Origin of the sequence: Methylobacterium sp. WL7 (assembly GCF_008040085.1) — a bacterium.
In the GTDB taxonomy this organism is placed as follows: Bacteria; Pseudomonadota; Alphaproteobacteria; order Rhizobiales; family Beijerinckiaceae; genus Methylobacterium; species Methylobacterium mesophilicum.
In genome coordinates, this window is record NZ_VRVG01000066.1 from 18204 (window position 1) to 30068 (window position 11865).

General features: G+C 71.3%; 17 protein-coding genes and 1 pseudogene. 7 read left to right on the forward strand and 11 right to left on the reverse strand.

Translation table 11 applies throughout. The features are described 5' to 3' along the window. From FV233_RS17120 to FV233_RS17130, 3 genes are all read right to left on the reverse strand, one after another. Complete coding sequence (locus tag FV233_RS17120) at nt 1–1704, reverse strand: lysine--tRNA ligase (RefSeq protein ID WP_147898169.1); 1704 nt, start codon at nt 1702–1704, stop codon at nt 1–3. Nucleotides 1705–1819: 115 nt separating this feature from the next. Next, nucleotides 1820–2059: a hypothetical protein gene (locus FV233_RS17125; RefSeq protein ID WP_147898170.1), complete on the reverse strand. Its 240-nt coding sequence runs from the start codon at nt 2057–2059 to the stop codon at nt 1820–1822. A gap of 67 nt (nt 2060–2126) precedes the next feature. Continuing rightward, a complete protein-coding gene (locus FV233_RS17130) occupies nt 2127–2942 on the reverse strand; it encodes a transporter substrate-binding domain-containing protein (RefSeq protein WP_246690010.1) in 816 nt (271 codons plus the stop codon). 197 nt (nt 2943–3139) lie between these two features. Here FV233_RS17130 and FV233_RS17135 point away from each other — a divergent pair, with 197 nt between their 5' ends. Beyond that, the gene (locus FV233_RS17135) at nt 3140–5002 is read left to right on the forward strand and encodes a glycosyltransferase family 2 protein (protein WP_147898171.1); all 1863 of its coding nucleotides are present in this window, start codon (nt 3140–3142) and stop codon (nt 5000–5002) included. A 124-nt stretch (nt 5003–5126) separates the two neighbouring features. Continuing rightward, nucleotides 5127–5336, forward strand: coding sequence for a cold-shock protein (locus FV233_RS17140; protein ID WP_007563113.1), 210 nt, complete (start codon nt 5127–5129; stop codon nt 5334–5336). 161 nt (nt 5337–5497) lie between these two features. Here the strand turns inward: FV233_RS17140 and FV233_RS17145 are convergent, their stop codons facing one another. Next, nucleotides 5498–5974 carry a hypothetical protein gene (locus FV233_RS17145; RefSeq protein ID WP_238259751.1) on the reverse strand — a complete coding sequence of 159 codons (477 nt, stop codon included), beginning with the start codon at nt 5972–5974 and terminating at the stop codon, nt 5498–5500. Nucleotides 5975–6096: 122 nt separating this feature from the next. Here FV233_RS17145 and FV233_RS17150 point away from each other — a divergent pair, with 122 nt between their 5' ends. Then, a complete protein-coding gene (locus FV233_RS17150) occupies nt 6097–6408 on the forward strand; it encodes a hypothetical protein (protein WP_147854609.1) in 312 nt (103 codons plus the stop codon). Here the strand turns inward: FV233_RS17150 and FV233_RS17155 are convergent. Then, entirely contained in the window at nt 6386–6772 is a 387-nt protein-coding gene (locus FV233_RS17155) for a TIGR02300 family protein (RefSeq protein ID WP_147854610.1), read from the reverse strand. The two genes, FV233_RS17150 and FV233_RS17155, sit on opposite strands and share 23 nt — an antisense overlap. Nucleotides 6773–7038: 266 nt before the next feature. Between FV233_RS17155 and FV233_RS17160 the strand changes: the two genes are divergently transcribed. From FV233_RS17160 to FV233_RS17170, 3 genes are all read left to right on the forward strand, one after another. Further along, nucleotides 7039–7242, forward strand: coding sequence for a hypothetical protein (locus FV233_RS17160; protein WP_058192874.1), 204 nt, complete (start codon nt 7039–7041; stop codon nt 7240–7242). Between the two features lie 193 nt (nt 7243–7435). Then, nucleotides 7436–7672 carry a hypothetical protein gene (locus FV233_RS17165; protein ID WP_147857153.1) on the forward strand — a complete coding sequence of 79 codons (237 nt, stop codon included), beginning with the start codon at nt 7436–7438 and terminating at the stop codon, nt 7670–7672. Further along, the gene (locus tag FV233_RS17170; protein ID WP_147857154.1) at nt 7669–7914 is read left to right on the forward strand and encodes a hypothetical protein; all 246 of its coding nucleotides are present in this window, start codon (nt 7669–7671) and stop codon (nt 7912–7914) included. The genes FV233_RS17165 and FV233_RS17170 overlap by 4 nt, the downstream gene beginning before the upstream one ends. Before the next feature lie 44 nt (nt 7915–7958). Here FV233_RS17170 and FV233_RS17175 read toward each other — a convergent pair whose 3' ends face one another. From FV233_RS17175 to FV233_RS17195, 5 genes are all read right to left on the reverse strand, one after another. Continuing rightward, nucleotides 7959–9350 (reverse strand): L-serine ammonia-lyase, encoded by a 1392-nt coding sequence (locus FV233_RS17175; RefSeq protein ID WP_147898172.1) that lies wholly within the window; start codon nt 9348–9350, stop codon nt 7959–7961. 368 nt (nt 9351–9718) lie between these two features. After that, nucleotides 9719–9922 carry a hypothetical protein gene (locus tag FV233_RS17180; RefSeq protein ID WP_147898173.1) on the reverse strand — a complete coding sequence of 68 codons (204 nt, stop codon included), beginning with the start codon at nt 9920–9922 and terminating at the stop codon, nt 9719–9721. A gap of 136 nt (nt 9923–10058) precedes the next feature. Further along, nucleotides 10059–10328, reverse strand: a complete 270-nt coding sequence (locus FV233_RS17185; RefSeq protein ID WP_147898174.1) for a hypothetical protein — start codon at nt 10326–10328, stop codon at nt 10059–10061. A 138-nt stretch (nt 10329–10466) separates the two neighbouring features. Then, nucleotides 10467–10676 (reverse strand): hypothetical protein, encoded by a 210-nt coding sequence (locus tag FV233_RS17190; RefSeq protein WP_147898175.1) that lies wholly within the window; start codon nt 10674–10676, stop codon nt 10467–10469. Continuing rightward, on the reverse strand, nt 10669–10851 hold the full coding sequence (locus tag FV233_RS17195) for a hypothetical protein (protein ID WP_147853654.1): 183 nt from the start codon (nt 10849–10851) through the stop codon (nt 10669–10671). Before FV233_RS17195 ends, FV233_RS17190 begins: the two co-directional genes overlap by 8 nt. Nucleotides 10852–11035: 184 nt before the next feature. Here FV233_RS17195 and FV233_RS17200 point away from each other — a divergent pair, with 184 nt between their 5' ends. After that, nucleotides 11036–11542 carry a hypothetical protein gene (locus FV233_RS17200; RefSeq protein WP_147853655.1) on the forward strand — a complete coding sequence of 169 codons (507 nt, stop codon included), beginning with the start codon at nt 11036–11038 and terminating at the stop codon, nt 11540–11542. A 111-nt stretch (nt 11543–11653) separates the two neighbouring features. On the opposite strand, the pseudogene FV233_RS17205 reads toward FV233_RS17200, so the two are convergent. Then, nucleotides 11654–11865: pseudogene (locus tag FV233_RS17205) on the reverse strand (porin family protein); the annotation flags it as partial.

An 11865-nucleotide genomic window follows, 5' to 3' on the forward strand; every position in this document is an offset into this window, starting at 1 on the left:
TCACGCGACGACGTCGGCGGGGCGGCCTACGAAGGCGGCGTGTTCGGCCACCAGAGCCCCCGACAGGGCCGCCGCGATCAGCGCCCGGGTCTCCGCCACCCCGTAGAGGGCCACGAAGGAGCCGAAGCGCGGCCCCCGCGCCTCGCCGAACAGCACGTTGTACAGGCTCGTGAACCACGCCTGCGACACGCCCGGGCGCCCATCCGGGCTCTTGGCCTTGCCGGACGTATCGGGGAAGTGGCGCCGCCCGACCTCGTAGACCGCCGCCTGCAGGGCCTCCGGATCGGTGGAGCCGGCATGGGCCGCCAGGGTCTCCGACAGGTCATCAAGGGCCGCCCGCTCCTCCTCCGTCGGCGCCCGGTAGGTCTTGGCCGGGCGCACGAAATCCGAAAAATATTTCAGCGCGTGGACCACCAGCCGGTCGAGCCCCGGATGGGTCTCCGGCCCGGTCTGCGGCGCATAGCGGCGGATGAAGCCCCACAGCACCGCCGGATCCTCGGTGTTGGCCACCGCGGCGAGGTTGAGCAGCATCGCGAACGTCAGGCTCGCGCCCTCGACCCGCTCCGGCTCGGGTGGGTTCCCGGCATGCAGGTGCCAGACCGGGTTGCCGAGGCGCAGCTTCGCGTCCTGGCCGGCATAGCGGTCGAGGAAGCCGATATACTCGTCGACGTTGCGCGGGATCACGTCGAAGAACAGTCGCTTGGCCTCGCGGGGCTTGTTGTACATGAACAGGCCCAAAGATTCCGGCGTGCCGTACTTCAGCCAGTCGTCGATGGTCAGGCCGTTGCCCTTCGACTTCGAGATCTTTTGGCCCTTCTCGTCGAGGAACAGCTCGTAGTTGAACCCGTCCGGCGGCTCGCCGCCGAGCGCCCGGGCGATCTTGCCCGACAGCTTGACCGAATCGATCAGGTCCTTGCCGGCCATCTCGTAATCGATGCCGAGCGCGACCCAGCGCATCGCCCAGTCGGGCTTCCATTGCAGCTTGGCGTGGCCGCCGGTCACCGGGGTCTCGTAGCGCTCGCCCGTGGCGGGATCGCGCCAGACCAGCGTGCCGGTCTCGACCCGTACCTCGTCGATCGGAACCTGCATGACGTGGCCGGTGACCGGGTGCAGGGGCAGGAAGGGCGAATAGGAGGCCGAGCGTTCCGCCCGCAGCGACGGCAGCATGATCTCCATCACGGCATCGTAGCGCTCCAGGATGCGCATCAAAGCCGCATCGAACACGCCCGAGCGATAGCAGTCCGTCGCCGAGCGGAACTCGTAGGCGAACCCGAAGGCATCCAGGAAGCGGCGCAGCTCGGCGTTGTTGTGCGCCCCGAAGCTGTCGTGGGTGCCGAACGGGTCCGGCACGCGGGTGAGCGGCTGGTTGAGATGCGCGGCCAGCATCTCGCGGTCGGGCACGTTGTCCGGGACCTTGCGCAGCCCGTCCATGTCGTCCGAGAAGGCGATCAGCCGGGTCGGCACCGCGTCCCGGGTCAGCACCCGGAAGGCGTGGCGGACCATGGAGGTGCGGGCGACCTCCCCGAAGGTGCCGATATGCGGCAGCCCCGACGGCCCGTAGCCGGTCTCGAACACCACCTCGGTCGTGCCGGATTTCTCCAGCCGCGCGACGAGCTTGCGCGCCTCCTCGAAGGGCCAGGCGGCGGCGGTGGCGGCCGCCTCGATCAGGTCGGGGTCGAGGGTCAGGGCAGGTGCGGCGGGCATGATCTGGGGACTGAGGGTACGCTGGGATCGCGCACCCTAGAGCGGTTCGAGCCCCAGCGGAACGCCCGTCGGCGCAATCCGGTGTCCCGGCGGCGTTCGGGGCGGGCTGGTTGGGCTAAGCGCAGCCACACAGGCCATGCTTGGCCCGGATGGCGCGCACCTTGGCGTCGGTCGCGAAATCGCCCCGCGCAACCGCGGCATCGGCGGCGTCCTGCTCCGCCTCCTCCTCCGGTGTGAATCGATAGACCGACGAAGCATCAGCAATGAAGGCCAGCATCACACGGGCGATCTCGTCCTGCATTTCCGGAGCGAGATCCCGCGTCTTGGCCACCGCCTTGTCGAGCAGATCCGTCATGCCTCGATCCTGTCGGGGAGACCCCGCGCGGTGCAGGATCCCCGATTCGCTGCCGGGAAGAAAGCCCTCAGAACGGGCTCACCGGGAAGAACCGCAGGTACAACTCGGTGTACTTCCCGTCGTCCCAGACCCGCTGGAGCGCGTCGTCCAGCGCCCGGGAGAGGGCGGCGTCCTCCGGGCGGGTGATCAGCCCGATGCCCTCGCCGAAATAGCGGTTCTCCAGGTAGGCGCCGCCGATCAGGGCACAGCAATTCTCCGCCTCCTGGCCGCCGACATAGAGGGCGAGGTTGAGGCCGTCGGCGAACAGGTAGTCGATCTCGCCGCGCTTGAGCGCGCCCTCGGCGGCCGCGAGGTCGAGGAACTCCTTCGGGACGGCTTTGGGGAAGAACGCCTTCAGGTAGGCCGCATGCGCACTGCCGCCCATCACCCCGACGCTGCGGCCGGCGAGCGCCGCCGCCGAGGGGACCGGCAGGCCCTTGTCGGCCCGCGCGGCGAAGCGCGCTGGCCAGCGGAAATACGGGCGCGTCGCCAGGAATTTCTCGCGTAGGGGCGCGGTCAGCGGGATGGCGGCCGCGATCACGTCGCCCTGGCGGCTGTCCAGGGCGTCCAGCAGGGTGTCGAAGCGGCGCGCCTGCACCGTGCAGGTGATCGTCAACTTCTCGCAAACCGCCCGGGCGAGCTCGACCACGAAGCCGGTCGGGTTGCCGTCCGGGCCGGCAAAGTGCAGCGGCGGGAACTCGTCGTCGGTCAGGAATCGAACGGCCCGGCCGGTCTGGGGCGCCTCGATCCGCTCGCCGCGGCTGCGCGGATTCCAGAAATCCGGGACCGTCACGGCGGGCGTCGCCTCCTGCGGCGCGGCGGTCGCCGCCGCACGGGCGGGCAGCGGACCGGTCCAGACGAGAGCGGCGAGCGCAGCCAAGGCGAGCACGGCGAAAGCGCGTGCGGATCGCGCTCCGCCCGCCCTTGACGGCGGAAATGCGGCGATGCTCCTCTCGGAGGGCGGGAACGGGGTCTGGCTCACGCCCCTCCCCTATCACGTCCTGCCCTACCACGTCCTGGGGCTGCCGGGGGAGCGTCGGCATGTCGGTGCAGCGCCTGCCCACGGCCGCGATCGCCCCGAGGATGTCCCTTCCGCCGGAGATCGCGTTCCTGCTTGCCGAAGGGATCGACGCCCACCTCCTGACCCGGGCGGCCCGGGACGCCGCCGCCGCCGGGACCGATGCGGCGACCGCGCTGCTGAATGCCGGGCTGATGGAGGAGACGGCCTATTACCGCGCCCTGGCCCGACGCCTCGGCGCCCCGTTCCTCGGCGGTCCGATCCCGTTCGGCCTGGGTCTACGCTTCCCCGACAGCCTGGTCGCCGGGCTCGCGCCCCTCGCCCTCGGATCTGGCGCCGCCTGCGTGCTGGCGCCCCGTGGCCGGCTGATCGCCGAACTGCTCAACGGGCCGCGCCGCGCCGCGATGCCGGCGATCACCAGCCCGACGCATCTGCGCGAGGCGGTGTTCGCCGCGATCCCGGGGGCGGTTGCGGATCACGCCGCGCAGGATCTGCGGCGGCACGCGCCCGAACGGTCCGTGCCCTCCGAGCCGGCGAGCCGGTGGCTGCTGCTCCTCGTCCTCGTGCTGATCGCGGGGCTCTGCCTGTTCGCGGTGTTGCCGGCGCCCCTCGCCCGTGCCGTGACCCTGACCGGGCAGGCCCTGTTCCTGGCCATGACGACGGTCCGGCTCGCCGCGCCGATCATCGCGGCGCCGGTGGCGGCCGAGGCCGTCGAGCTGCTCGCCGACGCCCACCTGCCGGTCTACACGGTGCTCGTCGCCCTCCACCGCGAGGCGGCGGTGGTGCCCGACCTGATCCGGGGACTCGCTGCCCTCGACTATCCGCCGGCGAAGCTCGACATCAAGCTGCTGATCGAGGCGGACGACGCCGAGACCGCGGCCGCCCTGGCGCCGATCGCCCTGCCGGCCCGATTCGAGGTGATCACGGTGCCGCCGGGGGCGCCCCGCACCAAGCCGCGGGCGCTCAATGCCGCGCTGCCGCTCGCCCGCGGCGCCCTGCTCACGGTCTACGACGCCGAGGACGTGCCCGATCCCGGGCAGCTGCGGCTGGCCGCGTCGCTGTTCGCGCGCCTGCCCGAAAGGACCGCCTGCCTGCAGGGCCGCCTCGTGATCGACAATGCCGGCGATTCCCGTCTGGCCCGGGCCTTCGCGCTGGAATACGCGGGCCTGTTCGACGTGCTGAACCCGGCGCTCGCGCGCCTCGACGTGCCGGTCCCCCTCGGGGGCACATCGATGCACCTGCGCACCCGGGTGCTGCGGGCGCTGCACGGCTGGGACCCCTGGAACGTCACCGAGGATGCCGATCTCGGGATGCGGCTCGCCCTGGCGGGCTACGCGGTCGGCGACCTGCCGAGCGCCACGATCGAGGAGGCGCCGGCCCGGCTGGGCCCCTGGCTGGCCCAGCGCACCCGCTGGCTGAAGGGCCTGATGCAGACCAGCCTCGCCCATGGCCGCCGCCCCCTGGCCAACGCCTGCCGCCTCGGCACCCTGGAGGCGCTCTGCGCGGCGGCGCTGGTGCCCGGCACGGTGGCCTCGGCGCTCGCCTACCCCGTCTGCCTCGCCTACGCCGCCTGGCGTTACTTGGTCGCGGAGATTCCGGCCGCCCCGTCCTTCCCGGACAACCTCGTGGCCGGGGTCGCCATGACGCTGTTCGGTGTGGGGTTCGCCGCCATGGTGCTGCCGACCCTGATCGGCTGCGCCCGGCGCGGCTGGGGCGACCTGGCGCAGTCGGCCCCCTGGATGCCGGTCTATTTCCTGCTCGTCAGCCTGGCGGCGTGGCTCGCCCTGATCGAGCTGGTCCGCGCGCCGGTGCGCTGGAACAAGACGCCGCACGGCCTGTCGCGCACCTCGCGCAGCGGCCGGCTGCGACGGCGGGCGCCGCCGTGACGGGCGGTTTCCGATGGCTCGGCCGCCACGCGCGTGCGGAACTTTGGGAACAGTCGGCCAAGCCGGCTCGTTCGGCCCCTGCGGCACGTCGCTTTGGCGAGCCGGAGACGACTAGGACAACTCTATGGCTACCGGTACCGTGAAGTGGTTCAACGAGACCAAGGGCTACGGCTTCATCCAGCCCGATGATGGCGGCAAGGACGTGTTCGTCCACATCTCGGCTGTCGAGCGCGCAGGGATGCGCAACCTGATCGAGGGACAGAAGATCTCCTACGACGTCGAGGCCGATCGGCGCAGCGGCAAGGAGAGCGCGGCCAACCTCAAGGCCGACTGAGCTTTCCCAATCCGGGACCGAGGCGCGCGCATCCGCTTGCGCTTTGGCTAACCGGAGCCGGCTATCACCGGTCCTGCGAGCCGCGTTGCGTATCGGCTCGCGCCGGTGAGATCCACGACCCCCCGCTGCCCGGTGATCGGATCCGGGCGCGGGGGGGCGTGTCACGCCTCGTCCCCGGACGAATGGGCGACCGCCGGACCCCGGTAGAGCAAGGTCGCGTGCCGGTCATGCGTCTTCCACACCGGCAACGAACCCTCCCGAACGAACATCGCGAAGGCCTCGACCGCCTCCCAGCGCTCGAACGCGTCCGCGCCGTCCAGGGCACGACCCACGATACAGGCGGCCTCCGGGGCGTCTGGGGATGAGCCGGGACTGCGACGCTCCAGCGCGAAGACGACGCCCGCCCGATCGGGCCTCAATGCGTCCGGCAGGGCGCCGATCCGACGCCAGAGGCAGTGCCATTGCACGCAGGCCTCGGGACGCTCGGGGTAGATCCCGCAATCCCGGCCGGAATTGTGCCGGCACAGGGTTCCCGCCGGCTTGGCCAGCGCCTTGATCTCCAGGATGCGGCAGCAGGCCGTGCAGGATCCGCAGGATCGGCCGGGAACGAGCGCGCCTGCGGCGTTTGGGACGGTCAAGCGCGGGGTGCCGCGGCCGGGTTTGTCATCGCTGCCGATCCTGTCGGGGGCGGGTGCCGCGAGGACGCCCGCCCGGGCTGCTAAACTGTTGAAATCACCGCCTGCGGTGCAGGACCTTGCCGATGCCCGACACGGCAACGCTCTGGGACCTGGTGACCGACGAGCGCATCGCGACCGGGGCGGTCGGCCGTGCGGTCGATGCCTATCTCGCGGAGCCCGCGACGCGGACGCACGCCTTGGGGCCGGATCACGTCCTGGATCTGGCCGCGGCCGTCGCGGCGCACGCCTTCGCGCCGGCCAAGACGGTCGTTATCGAGGCCGGCGCACCGCAGGGCCGTGCGGTCGGCCCTGTTCATGCGCGGCCCACGATCGCGATGACGCCCCCGACGGCGTCATCGCGATCGGACGATCCTACTCGTCGTCGTCGTCGTTGACCTCGACGAGGTCGGAGGTGTTGTCGTCGTCCTCGTCGACCACGAGGGTGTCGTCCTCGACCGTCTCGCCGTCGTCCTCGATGTCCAGGGCGTCGTCGCCCTCGGTATCGGTGTCCTTGTCGGCCTCTTCGGCCTCGACCTCGTCGAGGGACACGAGCTCGGGGCCCTCGGCCTCGTCCTCCTCTTCGACCGGCGCCTCCTTGCGGGCGACGACGGGAGGGGCCGCCCTGCCGAACGAGGTCGCGACCGCGGTCGGGACGACTTCGCCCGAGTAGGGGGAGACGACGGGATCCTTGTTGAGGTCGTAGAACTTCTTCCCCGTCGTCGGGCAGATCCGCTTTGTACCAAGGTCCGGACGCGCCACTGCAACTCTCCTTAAGAACGTGTTCGATGCCGGATCGCCGGCGTGGTTTCGACGGTGTGTAGCACAGGACGGCGCCCGGTGGCCCGCCTCGACCGAGACGGATCCCACAGGGCCGCCGCCGGGGCGGTGCCCGGCCCGACGCGCCCGCCCGGATGCCCGGGCCCGCGGTGCCGTACCGGTCCGTTGCCCCCAGCCCATGACAGATTGCGCCGCGGAATGCCCGCAGGTGACTGGCATCCGCGCGGCAAGGCTGGCATAGGGCACTTATGTCAGACGTACCACACCCCTACTCCATCGAGGTCTCCCCCATCGCCAAGCCGGAGGGCCATTTCCAATGGGCCATCCGCCGGAGCGGCAAGCTGATCGAGCGATCCGATCGTCCGCACCGCAGCGAGGCGAAGGCGTTCGAGAGCGCCATGGAGGCCATCGAGCGCGCCATGAAGCCGGGCGCCGACGGCGGCCGTCGCTGAACACATGATCCGGGCGGCGCGCCTCACGATCCCTGATCTGAGGCGCGCCGCACCGATTCGGTGACGATGCCGGCGGCCCGCTTTGCGGCGGGTTCAGCCAGCATGCCTGCGCTCGCCTGCCTTGTCAGGGGGCGGCCGGGCGGCGTGTGGGCGACGGCCGGAGAACCAACGGCGGCCCCGCTCGTTATTGAACATGCCGCAGCGGAAAGACCAGCCTGACTGCACCTGCGAGACCCTGCGGGAACGCCTCGCGTTCAACATCCTGTTGGACGAGTTCGCGATCGCCGCGTTGTCGGACGCGCTCGTGCTGCTGAACGCCACCGATGACGATCCGGGCGTCACCCAGATCGAGCACACGATCCGGACCCACCGCATCGCGATCCTGAAGCAGCGCGTCATCCTCGGCGCGGCGGGCATCGAACTCGAATGACGGCCGCGCCGCCTTTCGTCGTGCGGGCGAGGAAGCCCCACGGGACCGCGACATACAACTGCCCGACGCCGGAATGGGCGCTCAAGAAGCTGGGCGATTTTCGGGCCGCCGGCCACGACAACATCAGCATCACCGGGCCGGACGGGCAACCCCTCGACGAGGCGGATCTGCGCGCGCTGGTCGAGGGCCGGGACGGCCCGGTGCGCAGCGCCGGCCGCGTCACCGTCGATCTCAAATCCTGAGCCCCGCCTGACGCGGGCGCCGCCGGTCCGGTGGATTGGCCCGGTCAGCATTCCGGTAGGTTCACCGCGAGCCCGGCCAGGCTCGTCTCCTTGTATTTCGCGCTCATCTCCTCGCCGGTCTGCCGCATCGCCGCGATGCAATTGTCCAGCGGCATGAAATGCGAGCCGTCGCCGCGCAGAGCCAGCGAGGCCGCCGCCACCGCCTTGGTTGCGCCGATCCCGTTGCGCTCGATGCAGGGCACCTGCACCAGGCCGGCGACGGGATCGCAGGTCATCCCCAAGTGATGCTCCAGGGCGATCTCGGCGGCGTTCTCGACCTGGGCGGGCGTCCCGCCGAGCACGGCACAGAGGCCGGCCGCCGCCATGGCGCTGGCCGAGCCGACCTCCCCCTGGCAGCCGGCCTCCGCCCCGGAGATTGAAGCGTTGTGCTTGATCAGGCCGCCGATGGCGGCGGCTGTCAGGAGGAATTCCGGGATTCGGCCCGGATCGGCGCCGATGCAATGGTCGATGTAGTACCGGATAACCGCTGGGACGACGCCGGCGGCGCCGTTGGTCGGCGCGGTCACGACCTGGCCGCCGGCCGCGTTCTCCTCGTTGACCGCCATGGCGTAGACGCTCAGCCAATCCGCCATGACGTGCGGCTGGGCGGTGTTCGAGCCGTGCTCGCGGTTGAGCTGGTCCCGGATCCGCTTGGCCCGGCGCTTGACCCGCAGGCCGCCAGGCAATTCGCCCTCGCGGGCCAGGCCGCGCTCGACGCAGGCATTCATGGCCTGCCAGATCCGGGTGAGGCCGGCATCGACCTCCGCGTCGGGGCGGCCGACGGCCTCGTTCGCGCGTTTCATCGCGGCCACCGACAGGCCGCTGTCGCGGGCCATGCGCAGCATCGCGGCCGAGGTCTCGAACGGGTACGGCCACAGCCGCAGATCCGCGGCCGCGGTGGGCGGCGGCACCTCGGCCGCGCGCTGGGCCGCGGTGACGACGAAGCCGCCGCCGATCGAGTAGTAGGTCTCGGAGACGAGCGGCGCGTCCGCCGCGTCGAGGGCGGTAATCACCAGGCCGTTCGCGTGACCGGGCAGCGGCGGCCCGTAATCGAACACGATCGCGGTCGCCGGATCGAAGGCCAGGACCGGCAGGCCCGCCGGAGCGAGACGCTTCTCGACGCGCAGCGCCTCCAGCGCGCGTTCGGCCTCGTCCATGGGGATATCGGCCGGCCGGAAACCGAGGAGACCGAGTGCTACGGCGCGGTCGGTGGCGTGTCCCCGCCCCGTGAACGCCAGCGAGCCGTGCAGCGTCGCCCGGAGGGCGGCCGCCCCTGCGCCCGACTCGTGCCGGCGCAGGAGGTCCAAGAAGTCGGCGGCCGCCGTCATCGGCCCCATCGTGTGGGACGACGAGGGGCCGAGGCCCGGCTTGAACACGTCGAACACGCTCAGAAACATCGGTTTGCCTGTCCCGGCCGCAGGGACCCGTCATGGCCCGCGGCACCTTTTCTCTGAAAGCCAGCTTCGCGTCATAGGCGCAGCTGCCCGGTCGTGCGCGGCCTGCCTGCCGGAGCCGGCCTTCCCATGCGGCGATCGGGACCGTCCCGTATCGAGGCCCGCCAGCTCCGAATGGAAGAAACGCGCCAAGCGGCGATTACGGCCCGGATCCCGGCCAAGGCCCCCCGGGGGCGGGTATCAATGCCTCGCCTCGCGCCGGACCGATGTCGTTCCGGCGGCCACATGGAGGGAGGCCGGAGGGTCGGACAGGGAACCGGCCTCCGCCGGCAGGTGCTTGCCGGGCGGCGCGCGGCCGCGGCGCCGGCGTGCTACGCCCCGTCGGCGCCGCCCTCGACCGCGGCACGGTCCGGTTCCGGCGTCTTGGGTTCCGAGCTTCGTGCGGGCGCCTCTCGGCCTTCGTCCGGCGCCGCCTGCGGATGGCCGTTCGCACCGAGCCGCTTCCGGCCGGCGCGCGCGCTCGCATTCCGGTCCTCCGGAGAGGGGTGGGCGCTGCCGCTCTGATCCCGGGCCATCACGAACTCCTGACCTTAAGTCCAACCGCCGAGGCGGTCGGGGGTTCGGTGCCGGCGCCGCTGCGCTTTTTCGACGGCCGGAAACCGTTCCCGGTCCCGATGCGGCCGGGGCGTTGAGCCCCGGCGCGCGGCAGCTTCAGTAGCGGCAGACCCTCCGCGGGCCGAAGGGCGTCGGGCGGAAGAAGCAGCGGGGACCGTAGAAGCGCGGCCGGCGGTAGATCGGGCGGCAGCGGCCGTAGGGCCCGGGGGCGAAGCCGGGACCGCACCCGTAGGCGATCGCGGCGATCGGCGCGGTGCCGGTGATGGCGTCGGCGGCCGTCGGTGCCAGCGGCGCGGCGCCGGCCGACGCCAAGCCGAGACCGCCGGCGACGGCTGCAACCGCCGCGAGCATCTTCACGTGCATCATGATCAGACCCTCCGTGCAAACCTGCACCGGAACCGCCCGGCGCAAGGCGAGGGGAGATTGGTCCTGCGGCCTGAATAGCGGCTGACCTCCGCTTTGACAGCCCGGAAACATGAATGGGTCCGCAGGTCCGGGAGCGGATTACCGGCCGCCGGACTTGTCGCGCTCCGCTCCGAGGCTGGTGCCGCCCCGGGCCGCCCCCTCCGCCTCGGTACCGGCCCGATCCATCGGGCCGTCCTGGGGCTTGACCGTGCCGGTGGCTGTATCGAGCGGCGCGTCGGCCAGTCCCTCGCTGTTGGGCTTGCCGTGGGGCATCCGCTGCGCCTGCGTGTCGGCCGGCCCGTCAGCCATGCTGGGATCCTTTCGCGTCGGGCGATCCGGCCTTCGGGCCCTCGTCCGGGGATGCCTGGTCGGAGTCGGCGCCCGGCGGGACTGGTTGATGCCCGGCGGCCGCCCGCGCCCGGCGGTGGGCGTCGTATTCGGTCTCGGCGAGGTCTTGCGTGTTGGCCGTCGGTCCGTCGGGCATGCGGGACTCCCTTTCGGGGACAACCGCGTAAGACGCTTCCGGTATCCGCCCCCCTCGACCGCGGGGCCGTCGGGATGTCGGCGCGGCGTGCCCGACGTTCGGTCGCAGCGGGCCGGATGCGCGCGCAGGAACACCGCGACGACCGTGGTGTTGACGGCCAAATCTACAGGCGCGAGGCGCAGCGATGTCGGGAACCGCCAAGAAGACAGATCCGAAGCTGTGGGAGAGGGTCAAGCGCGCGGTCACCGAATCCGACAAGGGCGGCAAGCCCGGTCAATGGTCGGCCCGCAAGGCCCAGATGGCGACCGCGGAATACAAGAAGGAAGGCGGCGGCTACGCCGGCAAGAAGGCGTCCGACAACCACCTCACGCAATGGACCGAGGAGGAGTGGGGCACGAAGTCCGGCGCCGAGAGCGGCGAGACCGGTGAGCGCTACCTGCCCAAGAAGGCCCGCGAGAGCCTGACCGATGCGGAATACGCCGCCAGCACCGCCAAGAAGCGCGCCGACACGCGCAAGGGCAAGCAGTACTCGAAGCAACCCAAGGCGGCTGCCGAGAAGGCCGCGGCGGCGCGCGAGGCAGGACACGAAAGCACGACGAAGGCCGAGCTGATGCGCAATGCTAGGGCGCAGAACGTCCCCGGCCGCTCGCGGATGTCGAAGGCCGAGCTGGAGCACGCCGTCCAGGCCTGACCGGGGTCGCAAACATGAAGACGTCCCGGGATGTGATCCCGGGACGCTTCTCGACCAAGCAGCCAGTCTGATCGGGCTGGGGATGCTCAGGTCAAGCGGTTTCGGCGCCGCTTAGTACGAGCCGAACTTGTAGTTCAGGCCGGCGCGGACGACGGCGAACTCGTCGTCGCGGCGACCGATCGGGGTCACGTAGGCTGGTGCCAGGTTGGCGGCGTTGACGAGCAGGACACCCTGGTTGCGGGTGCCGCGGTCGAGGTTCACGTACAGGCCTTCGACCTTGAGCGTCACGGCGCTCGAACGGAAGAAGTTCAGGAACGAGTCGG

Coding starts and splice junctions, on each gene's coding strand:
- FV233_RS17120 (WP_147898169.1), bottom strand. CDS start 1,704: ATGCCCGCCGCACCTGCCCTGACCCTCGACCCCGACCTGATCGAGGCG.
- FV233_RS17125 (WP_147898170.1), bottom strand. CDS start 2,059: ATGACGGATCTGCTCGACAAGGCGGTGGCCAAGACGCGGGATCTCGCT.
- FV233_RS17135 (WP_147898171.1), top strand. CDS start 3,140: ATGTCGGTGCAGCGCCTGCCCACGGCCGCGATCGCCCCGAGGATGTCC.
- FV233_RS17140 (WP_007563113.1), top strand. CDS start 5,127: ATGGCTACCGGTACCGTGAAGTGGTTCAACGAGACCAAGGGCTACGGC.
- FV233_RS17150 (WP_147854609.1), top strand. CDS start 6,097: ATGCCCGACACGGCAACGCTCTGGGACCTGGTGACCGACGAGCGCATC.
- FV233_RS17160 (WP_058192874.1), top strand. CDS start 7,039: ATGTCAGACGTACCACACCCCTACTCCATCGAGGTCTCCCCCATCGCC.
- FV233_RS17165 (WP_147857153.1), top strand. CDS start 7,436: ATGCCGCAGCGGAAAGACCAGCCTGACTGCACCTGCGAGACCCTGCGG.
- FV233_RS17170 (WP_147857154.1), top strand. CDS start 7,669: ATGACGGCCGCGCCGCCTTTCGTCGTGCGGGCGAGGAAGCCCCACGGG.
- FV233_RS17175 (WP_147898172.1), bottom strand. CDS start 9,350: ATGTTTCTGAGCGTGTTCGACGTGTTCAAGCCGGGCCTCGGCCCCTCG.
- FV233_RS17180 (WP_147898173.1), bottom strand. CDS start 9,922: ATGGCCCGGGATCAGAGCGGCAGCGCCCACCCCTCTCCGGAGGACCGG.
- FV233_RS17185 (WP_147898174.1), bottom strand. CDS start 10,328: ATGATGCACGTGAAGATGCTCGCGGCGGTTGCAGCCGTCGCCGGCGGT.
- FV233_RS17190 (WP_147898175.1), bottom strand. CDS start 10,676: ATGGCTGACGGGCCGGCCGACACGCAGGCGCAGCGGATGCCCCACGGC.
- FV233_RS17195 (WP_147853654.1), bottom strand. CDS start 10,851: ATGCCCGACGGACCGACGGCCAACACGCAAGACCTCGCCGAGACCGAA.
- FV233_RS17200 (WP_147853655.1), top strand. CDS start 11,036: ATGTCGGGAACCGCCAAGAAGACAGATCCGAAGCTGTGGGAGAGGGTC.